This window comes from Neisseria sp. 74A18 (genome assembly GCF_001308005.1).
GTDB lineage: Bacteria > Pseudomonadota > Gammaproteobacteria > Burkholderiales > Neisseriaceae > Neisseria > Neisseria dumasiana.
Genome location: NZ_LGZA01000014.1, coordinates 15,756 through 31,925 on the forward strand (window position 1 = coordinate 15,756; position 16,170 = coordinate 31,925).

General features: G+C 52.6%; 7 protein-coding genes. 3 read left to right on the forward strand and 4 right to left on the reverse strand.

Annotated features, from left to right (window positions below; genetic code table 11):
- Positions 1–37: 37 nt before the first annotated feature.
- The 4 genes from AKG43_RS05900 to thiE all read right to left on the reverse strand — a co-directional run bounded on the left by AKG43_RS05900 (position 38) and on the right by thiE (position 2,804).
- Positions 38–844 carry a uracil-DNA glycosylase family protein gene (locus AKG43_RS05900; RefSeq protein ID WP_054599642.1) on the reverse strand — a complete coding sequence of 269 codons (807 nt, stop codon included), beginning with the start codon at positions 842–844 and terminating at the stop codon, positions 38–40.
- Positions 838–1,278, reverse strand: a complete 441-nt coding sequence (rimI, locus tag AKG43_RS05905; protein ID WP_054599643.1) for a ribosomal protein S18-alanine N-acetyltransferase — start codon at positions 1,276–1,278, stop codon at positions 838–840. Before rimI ends, AKG43_RS05900 begins: the two co-directional genes overlap by 7 nt.
- Positions 1,275–1,958, reverse strand: a complete 684-nt coding sequence (gene tsaB / locus AKG43_RS05910) for a tRNA (adenosine(37)-N6)-threonylcarbamoyltransferase complex dimerization subunit type 1 TsaB (protein ID WP_054599644.1) — start codon at positions 1,956–1,958, stop codon at positions 1,275–1,277. Before tsaB ends, rimI begins: the two co-directional genes overlap by 4 nt.
- A gap of 189 nt (positions 1,959–2,147) precedes the next feature.
- The gene (gene thiE / locus AKG43_RS05915; protein WP_054599645.1) at positions 2,148–2,804 is read right to left on the reverse strand and encodes a thiamine phosphate synthase; all 657 of its coding nucleotides are present in this window, start codon (positions 2,802–2,804) and stop codon (positions 2,148–2,150) included.
- Positions 2,805–3,425: 621 nt separating this feature from the next.
- Here thiE and AKG43_RS05920 point away from each other — a divergent pair.
- The 3 genes from AKG43_RS05920 to AKG43_RS05930 all read left to right on the forward strand — a co-directional run bounded on the left by AKG43_RS05920 (position 3,426) and on the right by AKG43_RS05930 (position 16,085).
- On the forward strand, positions 3,426–14,396 hold the full coding sequence (locus AKG43_RS05920) for a YadA-like family protein (protein WP_197273126.1): 10,971 nt from the start codon (positions 3,426–3,428) through the stop codon (positions 14,394–14,396).
- Between the two features lie 58 nt (positions 14,397–14,454).
- Complete coding sequence (locus tag AKG43_RS05925) at positions 14,455–15,285, forward strand: OmpA family protein (RefSeq protein ID WP_054599646.1); 831 nt, start codon at positions 14,455–14,457, stop codon at positions 15,283–15,285.
- Between the two features lie 554 nt (positions 15,286–15,839).
- On the forward strand, positions 15,840–16,085 hold the full coding sequence (locus AKG43_RS05930; protein ID WP_054599647.1) for a GlsB/YeaQ/YmgE family stress response membrane protein: 246 nt from the start codon (positions 15,840–15,842) through the stop codon (positions 16,083–16,085).
- The last annotated feature ends 85 nt before the right edge of the window (positions 16,086–16,170 follow it).

Below are 16,170 nucleotides of genomic sequence, written 5' to 3' on the forward strand. Positions count from 1 at the left end.
TTATTCGCTCTATATTTAGAATGAGGCCGTCTGAAAGTTAATGTTCGGACGGTTGGCCGGATAAGTGCGAACGCAGTTTTTTCAGTTCTTCCCACGCCTGCCTTTTCAGATGGGGCTGGCGGAGCAGGCGGGCGGGATGCGGGATGATGAAATAGGGGAGATCGCCGCATAACTCGCGGATGGTATCGGTATGATGCGGCCGTTCGAAAATCTGCCCCAAAAACAGCACGGACAGGGCTTGGGAAGCCGCCAATTCGGCTTGAAGCTGCGGCAGCCCTTCGGCAATTTGCCGGGAAGAGGGTTCGGGGGTGAAAACGGCGGCGGTTTTAACCCAAACGGTTTTGTGTGCATCGGCAGGTTGAAGGCCGATAGACGCCAGCATGTTGTCGAGCAGAATGCCGGCATCACCGCTGAACAGCCGTCCGGCCGTGCTGTCTTCCAAAGCGGGGCAAATGCTGACCACCATCAGGCGGGCGGGTTGGATATCTGCAACGGGAGCGGTGTTGGGAATGGCGGCGGGTAGTGCCTGTGTTTGTTCGGCTGCGGGCGTTTCTACGGTGTTGGCGGGTATGTTTTCAGACGGCCCTTGAGAGCGGGCGGACGTGCCGTCTGAAAGCGGATGGCTTTTGCCGATTGCCGCCATGGCAGCCAAACGTGCATGGTAAGCCGTGCGTGCCGAAACAGGCTGATGTTCGGCGGCAGCTTGGGCGGACGGAACGGAAACCGCAACGGTGGCTGCGGTTGCGACGGAAGCGGTTGCAGGCAGAACTTTCGCGCCCTGCTTCAACCACATCGGCCCCAAGCCCAATGCTTCGTGCAAATGCAGATAACGGCTGCTTAACATGTTTTCTCCATTAATACGGCATCTTCGCGGCTGCCGTCGGGCAGCGGATAATAATGCCGGCGGCGGCCGCATTCGCTAAAACCGTAGCGTTCGTATAAAGAACGGGCGGCATGGTTGGCGGCGCGCACTTCTAAAAACCATCTTTCCACCGGTTCGGTTTGAGCCGTCTGAAACCAAGCGTTCATCAGTTGCGAGGCCAAACCGTTGCGCCGTAAAGCGGGATCAACGGCAATCAGGTGCAGTTCGGATTCGCCGCATACGGTTTGCCATACGGCAAAACCGGCGATGGCGGCGGCGTGTTCATAAACTTTAACCGTATCGAAGCGGCTGTTTAAGGCCGTCTGAAATTGTTGCGCCGACCACGGCGAAGGATTGCACAGCGCATCGAGCCGGGCAAGTGCGGCACAATCTGCGGCAACGGCATCGCGTATCACGGTTGGCCGCCTTTGCGCTCGGCCTGCTCTTTGGCGGTGAGTGCGATTTTGTTGCGCACATAAAGCAGCTCGGCATGTGCGGCATCGGTAGCTTGGTAACGGCCGCTTGCCGCCAGATTGAGATAATCCTCGGCAGTCGGCATGGCGGAATGGCCGTTGAAGGGCGGTTTGCCGTCTAAAGCAAACGCATTGCCTATGCCTTGAATGTGGGCGTATGCGGCATGTTCGGGGGCGGCGATGTCTGCCGCTTTGCCGACTTGGTAGTCGCTCAAACGGTGGCCTGCGGCGGTGTCGAACCACGCATAAAAGACTTCACCCATGCGGGCATCGGTGGCGGCCAATACATAAGGTGCGCTGATTTGGAAAGCCACCGCATCCAAGCACGGCACGCCGATAAGCGGGGTATCGAAGGGAGTGGCCAAACCTTGTGCCACGCCCGTGCCGATGCGCAGGCCGGTAAACGCACCCGGCCCTTGCGCATACACAACGGCGGCCAAATCGGCAGCGTTGATGCCTGCTTCTGCAAACAGCTCGCCGATCAGCGGCAATATCAGCTCCGACTGCTCGTTACCCGCTTCGATGTGGCGCATGAAAAGCTTGCCGTTTGCACGCAGAGCCAGTGATAAAAACGACGTGCTGGTGTCGATAGCCAGCACGGGGCGGTGAAAATCAATATACATGGTATGAAGAAAAAAGTTTTTCAGACGGCATTATATAGCATCAGGCCGTATGAAGCGTTAGCGTGCGGAGACCTTTGCAAAAACCTTAAATGCGGCGCATTTCTGCATGTATTCATAATTTAGGGCTTTGCACAGGTTCGGGCCGTCTGAAAAAATACAGAGAACAATAAAAGCACCATCTGTCGTATATCAGCCGAGCAAAGCCTGCACCGCCTTACCGACATCTTCGGCGCGGGTAATCGCCGATATTACGGCAATGCCGTCTGCCCCCGCTTGGCGGATTTCCGCAGCCGTTTCGGCTGTAATACCGCCGATGGCCACCAAAGGCCGCTCGAAACCGCTCCGGCGGATCTCGCGTATGCGTTCTATGCCGACGGTAGGGTTAGGTTTTTCTTTCGATTGGGTGGCGAAAATCGGGCCGATGGCACAATAAGCCAAAGCAGGGTTGTGGCGGCTGGCCTCGATTTCTGCCAAGGTGTTGTGCGACAAACCTATCATCAGTTTGCCGCCGCAAAGTTCGGCAGCTTCGGCAACAGGCATGTCGGATTGGCCGATATGAACGCCGTCTGCCCCGACAGCTAAGGCCATCTGAATATCATCATCGATAAAAAACGGCACATGATATTGCCGGCACAAGTCCCGGCAGGCTTCCGCAAGCCGCAGAATGTGTTGCCGATCGTGCAGCGAACCTTTGCCTTTTTCGCGCAACTGGTAACAGGTAATACCGTGTTGCAGTGCTTGTTCCAATACGTCCAGCAAATTGCGTTCGGGCGTGCCGTTGAGATGATTGCAGTCTTGAGTGCCCGCAACCAGGTAAAGATGTAAAGCTTGGCGGATGTTTTCCATGATGATTCCTATATATATGGTTGAACCACTTGCAGAGGTGTCAGCCTGTTTAAAATATGCGCGTAAAGCGGGGTGTCTGCATAACCGCCGAACAAGCTGATTGACGATATGCCTAAATTATCCAACAGCAGAAGGCCGTCTGAAAAATCTTTTTCAGACGGCCTTCTGCTGTATTGCGTCTTTACGATTTGATTACATAAAAATGAACAGCAGATTTAAATGAAATAGGTTAAATACATGTTTTTTATTCGTTTTGTATAATCTTTTAAAATATAGATATATGTTTTTAAATGATTTTTATTTTACCTATCCTTTTCTTTGTTAAAAATAATATTAACAGAAACTATACCGTTTTAAGTAAAAGTGGCACGTCAATTGCATGGTTACTGTGTGTTTATATTAATTATTGTTAAGTAAAGATTGTTTTGTGCAATGATGTTTAGATAAAAGGCTGTTTTTTATAATAAACGTAATTTGTATAATCTTTCTTACTATCAATTTGGGTATAGATGAGATATTCATATTTTGATGGTAAGTGACAATAAACGTCAGTTTGGTTTTGGCACGGGAAGTTTGAGTGCGGCTGCCAAAAGAAATAACCAGCGAAAAATAAAGGAAAAAATGATGAATAAAAGTTACCGTAGTATTTGGAATGAAGCATTGGGGGCTTGGGTTGCCGTTTCGGAAATCGAGAAGGCCAAGGGGAAGCCGGTAAGTGGCTCACAAGCAAAAGTAGAAAGGCCGGGATATTTAATTTCTACGTTGCGCACCATACCATTTATGTTGGGTATGGCTTTTGGGTTGAGTGGGGTAGTAAATGCTGCGCCGGTGACGTGTAATGCGGAAAACAACACAGGAAATACTACAAACAGTAATTTGACCTGCGGTGTAAATACTTCTGCCAATCACCATCAGTCAATAGCGATTGGATCGAATGCTAAAGCCCCGGGGGCGCAGTCTATTGCATTAGGTGCAGATACGAATGCGCAAGGCAAATCTTCCGTAGCCATTGGTGGCGATGATTTGGATGTGATGCCTACGGATTTAAAGAATAAATATCAGCAGCTTACGGGAAATCCTTTGGTAGGCAAAAATCCATATCCTAAAACTACTACTGAAGACGGTGGTGTGGCTGTAGGTGTGTCCACGATTGCCGGTAAATTGGCAACTGCATTTGGTTCGCGTGCTCATGCGCAAGGCGATGTTTCCGTCGCTTTGGGGGTGGGGTCTCACGCCGATAAAGAGAATGCTGTGGCCATCGGCGCTGGTTCAACTACTGAAAGTGCTGCAGTCGCCCCCCGTAATGTTGAAATTAACGGCATCACGTTTACTTTTAGCGGCGGCAGTAATTTAAAGGCAGGAGATCAGGTTTCGTTCGGCAAAGCAAATTATGAACGCCAACTAAAGCACGTTGCTCCGGGTGAAGTTTCTGAAAACAGCACAGACGGCATCAACGGCAGCCAACTTTATGCAGTAGCCAAAAAACTGACAGATGTGGATAGAAACGTTACCACGCTTCAAAGTGAGCAAATTCATTTTTACAGTGTGAATACTACAGGTGTACCTGCGGTGACTACGGCAGGTAACTATAACAATAACGGCGCAATTGCAAGTAAGGCAATTGCCGCCGGTGTAGGCGCATCGGCAACTGCGGTTAAATCTGTTGTGGTGGGGAGCGATTCAACCGTTTCGGGCGATCAGTCTGTTTCTATCGGTTCGGAAAACTTGGTATCGGGTAGAGATACTTATGTGCTGGGTAGCGGTAACCATCAGCGCGGGAATGCTGTAGGAGGGAAAGTTGGAATTTCTGCCAACAGTAGTACAGTTGTCGGTAAAGGCAATATAGTGGCTGCTGATGCTGATGTGCATATTCAAGGTAATACTAATACAGTTACGCGCACACACGCTTTGGTAATGGGTAGCGACAATAGGGTAAGCGGTAACGGAACCGCTAATGAAGAGCCTGCTATCGCGATAGGTTCTACCAATACCGTATCTCATGATAATGCGCTTGCCATCGGTAAAAGCAATACTGCATCGGCGCAGTCTTCTATTGCTGTCGGCGTGAATTCTCAAGCAACTGCCCGAAGCACGGTAGCCATCGGCAATGCTGCCAAGGCTACAGAAGAAAACGGCTTGGCCATCGGTTCGTATGCCGAGGCAGGTAATTATGCTACTGCCGTCGGCTCGCAAGCCAGAGCTAAGAAAGCACATGGTGTGGCTGTGGGCACTACTGCTTATGCAGGAGAGCGCGCAACAACAGTAGGCCGTTATTCGGCCTCTCATGCTGACAGCAGTATCGCGCTTGGCAGCGATGCTTTGGTTACTGCCGGTGCACATGCCGGTGTCGCGTTGGGTTCCGGTTCGGTAGTGAGCGGAGCCTATTCGGGTGCTTTGAGCAGCTCTATTCAAAATAATCAAACAATCAACGGTAATCGAGCCATTGACCGCCGCAGCGTTGTAGGGGGACAAGAGAGTTATGCTATCGGTAACAAAAATATTGTCGGCAGCCGTTCCAACGATACGTTTATTTTAGGTAACAATGTCAAGATTGGTGCCACGAGCGCGGCTTTGAGTACTACAAATATTACCCAGCTCAATCGCACGGATACCGTCACTTTTCAAGGAGAGACGGCAGTTTCCGGTGCCGTTGCTTTGGGTAGCGATACCGGCGTAACCGTTTCAGACGGCGTAGCTTTGGGACGCGGTAGCAAGGCGGCTACTGATAAAGGCGTTATCGGAGCAGATCCTTTGAATGCCGTTGCCGATAAAAACGGTGCTGCTTGGAAATCTACCAAAGGTGCGGTTGCCGTGGGTAGTACGGCTGATAACCAAACCCGTCAAATTACTGGTTTGGCAGCGGGTAAAGAAGAAACCGACGCCGTTAACGTAGCGCAATTGAAGGCTGCCGGCTTTAAGTTTAATACTTCTGCTTCAAATGGGGGGGTAGTAGCGGGTAACCAAGAAGAAAAAGTTCAAAACGGCGAGCTGTTTACGGTTGATGCAGGCAAAAACATCGCAATTACCCAAAGCGGTAAGAAAGTGAGTATCGCCACCCAAGATAACGTTGCTTTTGACAGCGTAACCGTTGATGGAGTGGTGATCAATAATACCGGTATCAACGCAGGCAATAAAGTGATTACGGGTGTGGCGACACCTACGGCAGATGGCCATGCTGCTAATAAGGCTTATGTTGACGGCGGCCGTACAAAAGTTACTTCATCCAACCAAACCGTGAATGTGGTTACCAAACAGGAAAACGGTGCAAACGTTTACGATTTGTCGCTAGATACTTCTTTATTGGCCAAAGCCGACGGTACCAATCTCAATATCCAATATGGTGGCGACAATGGCTCAAGCGGCAGCAGTGCTTTGAACCAACCTGTTCAGTTCAACGGAACGACTGATGAGATTGTAACCCAAGCCGCTAACGGTAGTGTAACGTTCAAACTGGCCGATACCGTGAAAAACCAAATCGAGGCGAATAAGACTAAGTCGCAGCAGGCTTTTGACAAAGCTACCGACAATGCCGCCAGAATTGACCAACATGCCGCATCTATTCAAGACCATGCAACCAAGCTAGCACAAAACCAAGCTAAGGCGGAAGAGGCTTCCAATAAAGCGGCTGATAATGCGGGCAAGATTGCTCAGAATACCGCATCTATCCAAGAGCATGCCGCTAAAATTGCTGCGAATGAAACCAAGCTGCAAGAGGCTGCTGACAAGGCCGGTGAAAATACGGTCAAGATTGCCGAAAATGCTGCTTCTATCCGACAAAATGCAGACAAAATCGCCCAAGGTTTGAATTTTGTAGGCGATAAAGGTGCACAATTCAAGCGTGAGCTGGGAGAAACGGTTGCCGTTAAAGGTGCTGATGCCAATATCAGTACCACTGCCGATAACGGTACGATTTCCATCGAATTGTCGAAAACCCTAGATTTGGGTGTCGGCGGCAGCATTACCACCGGTGCAACCAAAGTAGCAAACAACGGAATTACCCTCACCTCTGCCGACGGCGGCAATGCCGTGCGCTTGTCTTCAGACGGCCTCGACAATGGCGGTAAGGCCATCACCAATATTGCAGACGGCCAAAATGCAGGCGATGCCGTAACCAAACGCCAATTGGATCAAGTTGCCTCTGGCGGTTGGAATCTGCTTAACAATGCTCAAGAAAAAGATTTGGTAAAACAAGGTGATGCAGTGGATTTCGTAAACGGCGAAGGCACGACTGCGCTTGTTGAAACCACTGGCGATAATGCTTCTACCGTTAGATTCTCGGTGAACAAAACAGGTTTCAACGTGAATGACGGTACGGTAACTGCTCAAGCTGCCGGTGATGTGTTCGCAACGGCAACCGATGTAGCCAAAGCCATTAACGACGGGGAAAAAACATCGTCTGTGGTTGCAGGCAACAACACGCGCGTTGAGGCTGCTGTTCAAGGTAACGATACGGCCTATACGGTTCATGCTGAAAAAGCTACTGTGTCCGGCTCGGATGCGGTGAAAGTTACCGCCGGACAGAAAAACAGCAGCGATGTTACCGACTATGCCGTTGATTTGACCGATGCTGCCAAAGAAGACATTAAAAAAGGCGTAGCAGCCAAAGAAGCGCTTGACGGCAAAGGTTTGGCCTTTAGCGACGGCAACGGCGGCACCTCTTCGGTTAAGAAATTAGGCGAAAGCGTTACCGTATCCGGCGACGGCAATATCTCCACCACAGCCAATTCAGACGGCATCCAAATCCGACTCAATCCCGAATTAACAGCCACAAGCCTGACTACCGGCGACAGCAAGTTGTCTTCAGACGGCCTCACCATTGAAGGCGGCCCGAGCGTAACCAAAGCCGGTATCGACGCCGCAGGTAAGAAAATTGCCAAAGTGGCGGCAGGCCAAGCCGATGACGACGCGGTTAATGTCGGCCAACTGAAAGACAGCGACAATATTGCCAAAGCCAACATGGCGGCTTTGGGCGGCAGCTATGACGCGGCAACCGATACCTACACCCGGCCGAACTATGTCGTCAACAATACCGAGGGTGAGGCGAAACCTGCCGTGCATACGGTTCAGGAAGCCTTGGCCGGTCTGAACGAAGAAATTGGAAAACCGCTGACGTTTGCTGCCGACAAGGGCGCAAACAGCACCCGTAAACTGGGTTCTACCATCGGCATCAAGGCGGGCAATTTTGCAGGTGCGGCTTCTGCCGACAATTTGGTCACCGAAAACAACGGCAACGGCGAAATTACCATCAAGCTGGCCGACAACCCCACATTTAAAGGCAAGGTAAGCGCGAAAGGCTTGGATGCCGGCGGCCTGCAGATTACCGGCGTGGCCCAAGGCGAAAAAGGAACCGATGCGGTTAACGTAGATCAGCTGCGGCAGGCCATGAAAGACATTACGGTAGAAAATCTGGCTTTGGTGGCTGCCGATTCGCCGTTCTCGTATGTCAATAACGCAGGTGATCAGCTGGTTCGTAAAGTGAATGACCAAGGCAAAGCTTATTTTGTGAAAGCGTCCGACGGCCAAACACGCTATGAAGGTGATGATATTGTCGTGAGTGCGCTGAACGCTCAAGACCCTCAAACCAGCGTAGCCACCCGCGTAACCAATGTAGGCAAAGGCACTAAAGATACCGATGCCGTCAATACCGCACAATTGAAGGAAGTATTAACGGCGTTGGGCACCACTTTGGGTGAAGACGGCGCGTTGGTGAAGCCGGTATATACCGTTACCCGTGCAGACGGCACGCCTGCGGCTACTGTGAATACGGTGGGCGAAGCATTAGGCCATCTGAATACCGTGCTGAAAGATCCGATTACCGTGAGCGGCAACACCAATAACGGCACCAGCACCATCGTTGCAGGCGGTTCAGACCAAAAATTGGGTTCCAAACTGCAAATCAAAGGTGCATTGGTTGACGGAGCATCTTCTTCAGCCGCCAATATCCGCACGGTGGTAACCGACGGGGCGGTGGAAATCCAACTGGCCGATGCCCCGACTTTTGCCGGCAAAGTGAGTGCCCAAGGTTTTGATGCAGGCAATGCGCGGATTACCGGCGTGGCCGAAGGCACGCACGCGGCCGATGCCGTGAACAAGGCCCAGCTCGATGCCGTGGCCGACAAAGTGAATGCAGGTTGGGATTTAACCGCCAACGGCAGCGGCCGCAGCAAAGTGGTTCCGGGCGCAAGCGTCGATTTGAAAAACACCGATAACAATATTGTTGTCAGCAAAACAGACGATAGCAATGATGTAACGTTCAACTTGGCCGAAAACCTGAATATCCGAAGCGTTACCGCCGGCGACAGCGTGTTGTCTTCAGACGGCCTGGCCATCAACAACGGCCCGAGCATCACTAAAGCAGGCATCAACGCTTCCGGCAAAGCGGTAAGCAATATTGCCGCAGGCAAAGATGCCGCCGATGCCGTGAACGTATCGCAGCTGACCCCCTTGGCTCAAGCATTGGGCGTAACGGTTGATACCGGCAGCGGCATGGTAACTGCGCCTGCGTTTACCGTAACCAAAGCCGACGGCAGCCGATACGAAGCGGCCGACACCATTCAAGGTGCGTTGAACAACATCGGCAGCGAAATCCAAAAACCGATTACTTTTGCGGGAGACAACGCAGCAGGCAACTTCGAGCGCAAGCTGGGCACAACCGTTAACCTGAAAGGCGGTGCCGATGAAGCCAAACTGAGTGAGCGCAATATCGGTGTGGTCAGCAACGGCAGCGACACGCTGGACATCAAACTTTCTAAAGAACTCACCGGCTTAACCAGCGCCGAATTTACCGATGCGCAAGGAAACCGCAGCACGGTAAACGGCAGCGGCATCAGCTTTAACCATGCCGACGGCCAAAAAGCCGCCACCTTGGATTCAGACGGCCTGCGTATCCACAACGGCCCGAGCCTGACCCAAAACGGCTTGGATGCTGCCGATACCATTATCCGCAACGTAGCGGCAGGCAACGTGGGCGAAAACAGCAAAGATGCCGTTAACGCCGGCCAGCTGTATGCACAAGGCAAAGGTGTCGAAAAACTGTTGGGTGGTTCAACCCGCTACAACCCTGCCGACGGCAGCTATACCAACAACGACATCGGCGGAACGGGTAAAAACAACCTGCATGAAGCCATCGCCGCCGTGCACGCAACCGCAGGTGCGGGCTGGAACCTCACCGCAGAAGGCGCGAACAGCAGCAATGTGGCCTCAGGCGAAACGGTTGATTTACGCAGCACCGACAAAAACATCGTGATTACCAAAACGGCCGAGAGCGACCAAGTGAGCTTCGATTTGGCCGATGCGGTTACTGCCGACAGCTTCACCGCCGGCGATACCGTTGTCGGCACCAACGGCGTGGCGGTGGGCGATAAAGCCGCGTTAACCGCCGAAGGCTTGACTTTGGGCAATGCCAAAAACGGCAAAGCGCCCGTTGTGCTCAATTCAGACGGCCTCAATAACGGTGGCAACGCCATCACCAACATTGCCGCCGGTAAAAACAGCAATGATGCCGTTAACGTATCGCAATTGACCCCGCTGGCATCTGCTTTGGGCATGGCTTTCGATGCGGCCAACGGCGGCTGGAGCGCACCGTCCTTTACGGTATCGCGCGCCGACGGCAGCACTTATCCGGCGGTTAATACGGTTCAAGGTGCGTTAGACCACATCGGTGCCGAAATCCGCAAACCGATCCGCTTTGCCGGCAATACCGGTGTTGCCGAGCGCAAGCTCGACGAAACTTTGGTGGTTAAAGGTTCGTTGGCCGACAACGCTCAGGCATCGGATCAGAATATCCGCACCAAAGTAGAAGCCGGTACGCTCACCATCGAATTGGCGGAAAGCCCCAAATTCGGCGGCGTTACCGTAAACGACAACGGTAAGATTACCGGTATCGAATCCGGCAACATCGCGGAAGGCAGCAAAGAAGCGGTAACCGGCGGCCAACTGCATACGCACGGCAAAGGCGTAGAAAGCATCATCGGCGGCGCTACCGTGTATAACCCCGATACCGGCACTTATACCCAAGCCGACATCGGCGGCACCGGTGCGGCTACCGTGAGCGATGCCATTGCGGCCGTGAGAAATACTGCCAACACAGGTTGGAATCTCACCGCTCAAGGCAAAAACAGCAGCAACGTACAGCCCGGCGAAACCGTAGATTTGCGCAATAACGACGGCAATATCGTTGTTGCCAAAACCGATGCAGACGACAACGTTACCTTCGATTTGGCCAAAACACTCAAAGTGGAAGCCGTGAAAACCGGCGCAACCAAAGTTGACGGCAGCGGTGTGGGCGTAGGCGACGATGTGGCGCTGACTTCAGACGGCCTCACCGTTAATAACGCAGCCAACGGCAAAACCGTGAGCTTGGGTTCTTCGGGCTTGAACAACGGCGGCAACGTGATTACCGGTTTGGCCAACGGTTTGATGGCCGAGGGCAGCCAAGAAGCCGTAACGGGCGACCAACTCTTTGCCGTAGATAAGAAAGTGGGCGAAAACACCGCAGCGTTAAACCGCGGTTTGGATTTTGCCGGCAACAGCGGCAACTTCAACCGCCGCTTGGGCGAACGCGCCACGATTAAAGGCGGCTTGGATAATACGGTTGCCGCTTCCGATACCAACGTGCGTACCGTGGCCGACAGCACCGGCAACATCCAAATTCTGCTGGCCGACGCCCCGGTATTCAAAGGCAAGCTCAAAGCGCAAGGTTTGGATGCGGGCGGTCAAAAAATCACCGGCGTGAAAGACGGCGAAGAGGCGGGAGATGCCGTGAATGTTTCCCAACTGCAACGCGCGCTCGACAACCAAACCATTACCCATCAATCGCTGGTGCAGGCCAACTCGCCGTTCTCTTATGTGAATTCGCGTGGCGAAGTGCTGGCGCGTCAAGTTGACGAGAAAGGCAAGGAACGCTTCATCAAAGTGGCAGACGGCACGGAATATACCGAAAAAGATATTTCGATTTCATCGCTCAATCCGCTTGATCCGCAAACAGCCGTGCCAACCGTGGTAGGCAACATCGCCGATGGTAAGAAAGACAACGATGCCGCCAACATCGGCCAGCTGAAAAATGCCGTCAAAGCATTGGGCGGCGGCGCGGCAGTCAATGCCGACGGCAGCATCAAAGACCCCGTGTACACGATTGCCCGCAATAACGGTGGCCGCGAAACCGTGAACAACGTAGGCGATGCGCTGAATCTGTTGAATGCCGAACTCAACAAGCCGTTGACGTTCGTGGGCGACAACCAAGAGGTTAAAGTGGTACGCAGCCTCGATACCGAGTTGGCCGTAAAAGGCGGAGCCAACGGCAAGCTGACTGAAAACAACATCGGCGTAACCGGCAGCACCGATGACAACAGCTTGGTTATCAAGCTGGCCGAGAACGTGAATCTGGGTGAAAACGGCAGCGTAACCACAGGTAAAACCGTTGTGAGCCACAGCGGTGTTGCCGTGGGCGGTAATGTAGCCCTGACTTCAGACGGCCTCAAAGCAGGCGGAGTGAGCGTGAGCCACTCGGGCATCCATGCCGGCGGCAAAACAATTACCGGTGTGAAAGCCGGCCAAGAAGCCACCGATGCGGTAAACAAAGCCCAGTTGGATGCGGTTCAGGCCGCGGCCAGCAGCAAAGTGGCCGCACAAGGCAACCTGACCGTGAAAGAAAACACCAATGAAGACGGCAGCACCACTTATACATTGACTACTGCCGACGACGTGAATTTCAGCAGCGTAACTTCGGGCAAAGGCGCCAATCAGGTGGTACTCGACGATAAAGGCGTGAACGTAGGCGGCAAAACTTACCTGACCGCGCAGGGCATCAACGCCAACGGTAATAAAGTCAGCAATGTCGGCAAAGGCAGCATCAACGCCGACAGCACCGATGCCGTAACCGGCAGCCAGCTGCACGGTACCGCCTCTTCGCTGGCCAAACTCTTCGGCGGCGACGCAACGGTAAATGCCGACGGTTCGGTTCAAATGAACAATATCGGCGGCACCGGAGCGGCTACGGTTGAAGAAGCGATTAAAGCCGTTAATCAAGCCGTGGTAGTCAGCAAAGTTGCCGTGGTACAAGGCGACAATATCGTGGTAGACAAAGCCACCAATGCCGACGGCAGCGCAACCTACACAGTATCCGCTGCAAAAGACTTGAAGCTCGACAGCGTATCGGTGGGCGGCAACACAACCATCAACGGCAACGGCATCAGCATCGCCAACGGCCCGAGCCTGAACGCCAACGGCTTGGATGCGGCAGGTAAAAAACTGACCAACGTGGCCGACGGCGAAATTTCCGCCACCAGCAAAGAGGCGGTTAACGGCAGCCAGCTGTATCAGGCTTACCAAGTGTTGGGCGGCAACAATACCTCCATCAATATGCAGGATGCGCCCGGCACCACCGGTTCAGACGGCAACACTACGCCTGCCGGCACGGTAACCACCGTAGTAACCAACCCCGACGGCACGCAAACCACCACCGTTGAAACCAATCAGAAAGTAGCGGTATCCACCGACAAAGGCGGCAACCAATACACATTGGTTACTTATAACGTTGAAGGGCAAAACACCTATGTAACCAACGACGTGATTCAAGCCATCGGCAAGATGAACGAACAAGGTATCAAGTTCTTCCACACCAACGACGGCGAAGTGAAAGCGGTTGCCCAAGGCAGCAATAACGAAGACTCAAGTGCTTCAGGTGCTTACGCCACCGCCATCGGTTTTCAGACGGCCGCCAGCGGTCAGGGTGCGGTAGCATTGGGCAACACCTACACTCTGGTCGATAAAGACGGCAAAGAAATCCAAGGCAGCGACGGTAAAGCCAAGCAGCAGCGCACCCAAGCAACCGGTAAAAACGCCGTAGCCATCGGTACAGGCTCGCAAGCCAACAATGAAAATACCATCGCCATCGGTACGGGTAACATTGTAAACGGCAAGAACGCAGGTGCCATCGGCGACCCGTCGGTTATCAACGGCAACAACACTTATGCCGTGGGTAACAACAACACCGTAAACGGCAGCAATACCTTTGTGTTGGGTAACAGCGTAACCGAAACCATCGATAACTCTGTGGTATTGGGTAACGAAGCGGCAGCCAAAGGCGTACACAAAGCCGCAACGGGCAGCCACTACACCTACGCAGGTGCGAATGATGGCCATGTTGCCGGCGTGCAGGATGTGGTCGGCGTTGTCAGCGTCGGTAAAGAAGGCCAAACCCGCCAGATCCAAAATGTTGCCGCAGGCGTGGTATCGCCCACCTCAACCGATGCCGTCAACGGCAGCCAGCTCTACCATACCAACGAAGCCATCAATCAGGTCGGCAATCAAGTGGTTAATGTAGGCAACTACTTGAACCAGCGTATCGACGACATCGAATCGAAGTCTAACGCCGGTACGGCGGCGGCAATGGCGGTTGCAGGCTTACCGCAAGCCTACTTGCCGGGCAAGAGCATGATGGCGGTATCCGGCAGCACCTACCGCGGCGAAAGCGGCTATGCCGTAGGCTTCTCCAGCATTTCCGATAACGGAAACTGGGTGGTTAAAGGCACGGCAACCGGCAACTCGCGCGGTCATTACGGTGCAACCGCAGGTGTGGGTTATCAGTGGTAATCAGGCTTTCAGACGGCCTTATTAAAGAGGCCGTCTGAAAACAAAAAGGAAATCCGAAATGAAAGTAAAAACCATGTTTCAAGTAGGCGCAAGCCTGATGATGGCAGCCGCTTTGTCTGCGTGTGCAAGCAAAAGCCATGTCAAACGCGACGGCACAACCGACAACCCCGTTTTTCCGGCAGTAGAGAAAGTATCGCCCTCGTTCAAACACAATAAAGGCACGTTTCCGACTGCCGACGAGTTGGCACAAATCAAACCGGGCATGACTAAAGACCAGTTCTACAAACTGCTGGGGCGTCCGCATTTCAACGAAGGCATGTTCGGCGTGCGCGAATGGGATTATGTATTCCACTTCCACACGCCCGGCCAAGGCACCGATAATGTGAGCACTTGCCAGTTCAAGATTCTTTATGATGCCCAAAAATATGCCCGCAGTTTCCATTGGAAAGCGGTTGATCCCGAACATGCCGTTTGCCCGCCGCAAGGCAGCGGCAAGGGTAAGCCCGCGCGCTATACCTTGTCGGCAGATGCTTTATTTGCTTTCGACAAAAGCGGTTTGGAAGATATACAGGCCGAAGGCCGCGGGCAATTGGACAAACTGGTCGGGAAACTGAAAAAAGTGGATCTGCTCACCGTGCGGGTGGTCGGCCACACCGATTATTTGGGTTCCGACTCATATAACTTGGCCTTATCCGCACGGCGTGCCGAAACCGTGCGCCAATACCTGATTAACAGCGGTATAGCCGCCAAGGCCGTGCATGCTTACGGAGCAGGCGAAACCGAACCGGTGAAACAGTGTGCCGACAACGGCGGTCAGGAAGCATTGATCAGCTGTCTGCAACCCAACCGCCGTGTAGAAATCGAAGTAGAAGGCACATTTGCGTCATAAAAATATAAGCAAGCACGCCCTTTATCCGGCGCGGTCGAACTCCGAACACAGGATTTCTGCCGCGGGGTAAAGGGCTTTTTTATGGTGAATGGAAAATTTCCAGAATCAATCAACTTAACTTACTACGTCGTTGCTGCGTCCCGGCTCAAAGAGAAAGATGGTGTAAGCCGCTGAAGCGGCACAGAATCGGCTCCGTATTGCTCATGCCGTCTGCGGCTTGTTGCCTTATATTAAGATGAAGTAGATTGACGATATGTTTTCGTTGAGGCTGATATACCAACCTGCTGCATTATCGCTGCACCGATGCGGTCGGAATGCCGGCAGTTCCCGAAATCAGAGCGGTTTTGTTGTAAACAGGGTTCTAAATACGGGTTTAAGTTCAAAGTTTCTTCTTTTTTTGAAAAGAAATGCAAGGCAGGGCGGTTTGGGCGGCATCGCTGTGTATCATGACCGGCGTGATGATGTGTGCACTCGGAATAGGGTTCGGTATCGGATTCGTGCAGGCATGGTCGAATATCTAAAATGTAGCTTAATGAAAAACGAGAGGAAATATTATGGGTTGGATTGTAACCATTATTGTAGGTTTTATTGTGGGTGTGTTGGCTAAGTTTCTGCATCCGGGCAGAGACAATTTGGGCTTCATCATGACCACATTGCTGGGTATCGGCGGCTCGCTTTTGGCCGGTTTTGTCGGTCAGCAGGCCGGATGGTATCAAGTGGGCGAGCCTGCGGGTTGGATTGCCTCTACCATTTTCGCTGTGATTATTCTGGCGATTTACACCCGTGTGATTAAGAAATAATCAAACCATTATTTTTGACGAACATGATAAAGCAGGCTGTGGTGTGCAGCCTGCTTTTTATATTTTCAGCCTGCTTGATGCCGTC

Bases quoted from the DNA above. Each gene is read 5' to 3' on its own strand.
- AKG43_RS05900 (WP_054599642.1), bottom strand. From the start codon at position 844: ATGTTAAGCAGCCGTTATCTGCATTTGCACGAAGCATTGGGCTTGGGG.
- tsaB (WP_054599644.1), bottom strand. From the start codon at position 1,958: ATGTATATTGATTTTCACCGCCCCGTGCTGGCTATCGACACCAGCACG.
- thiE (WP_054599645.1), bottom strand. From the start codon at position 2,804: ATGGAAAACATCCGCCAAGCTTTACATCTTTACCTGGTTGCGGGCACT.
- AKG43_RS05920 (WP_197273126.1), top strand. From the start codon at position 3,426: ATGATGAATAAAAGTTACCGTAGTATTTGGAATGAAGCATTGGGGGCT.
- AKG43_RS05925 (WP_054599646.1), top strand. From the start codon at position 14,455: ATGAAAGTAAAAACCATGTTTCAAGTAGGCGCAAGCCTGATGATGGCA.
- AKG43_RS05930 (WP_054599647.1), top strand. From the start codon at position 15,840: ATGGGTTGGATTGTAACCATTATTGTAGGTTTTATTGTGGGTGTGTTG.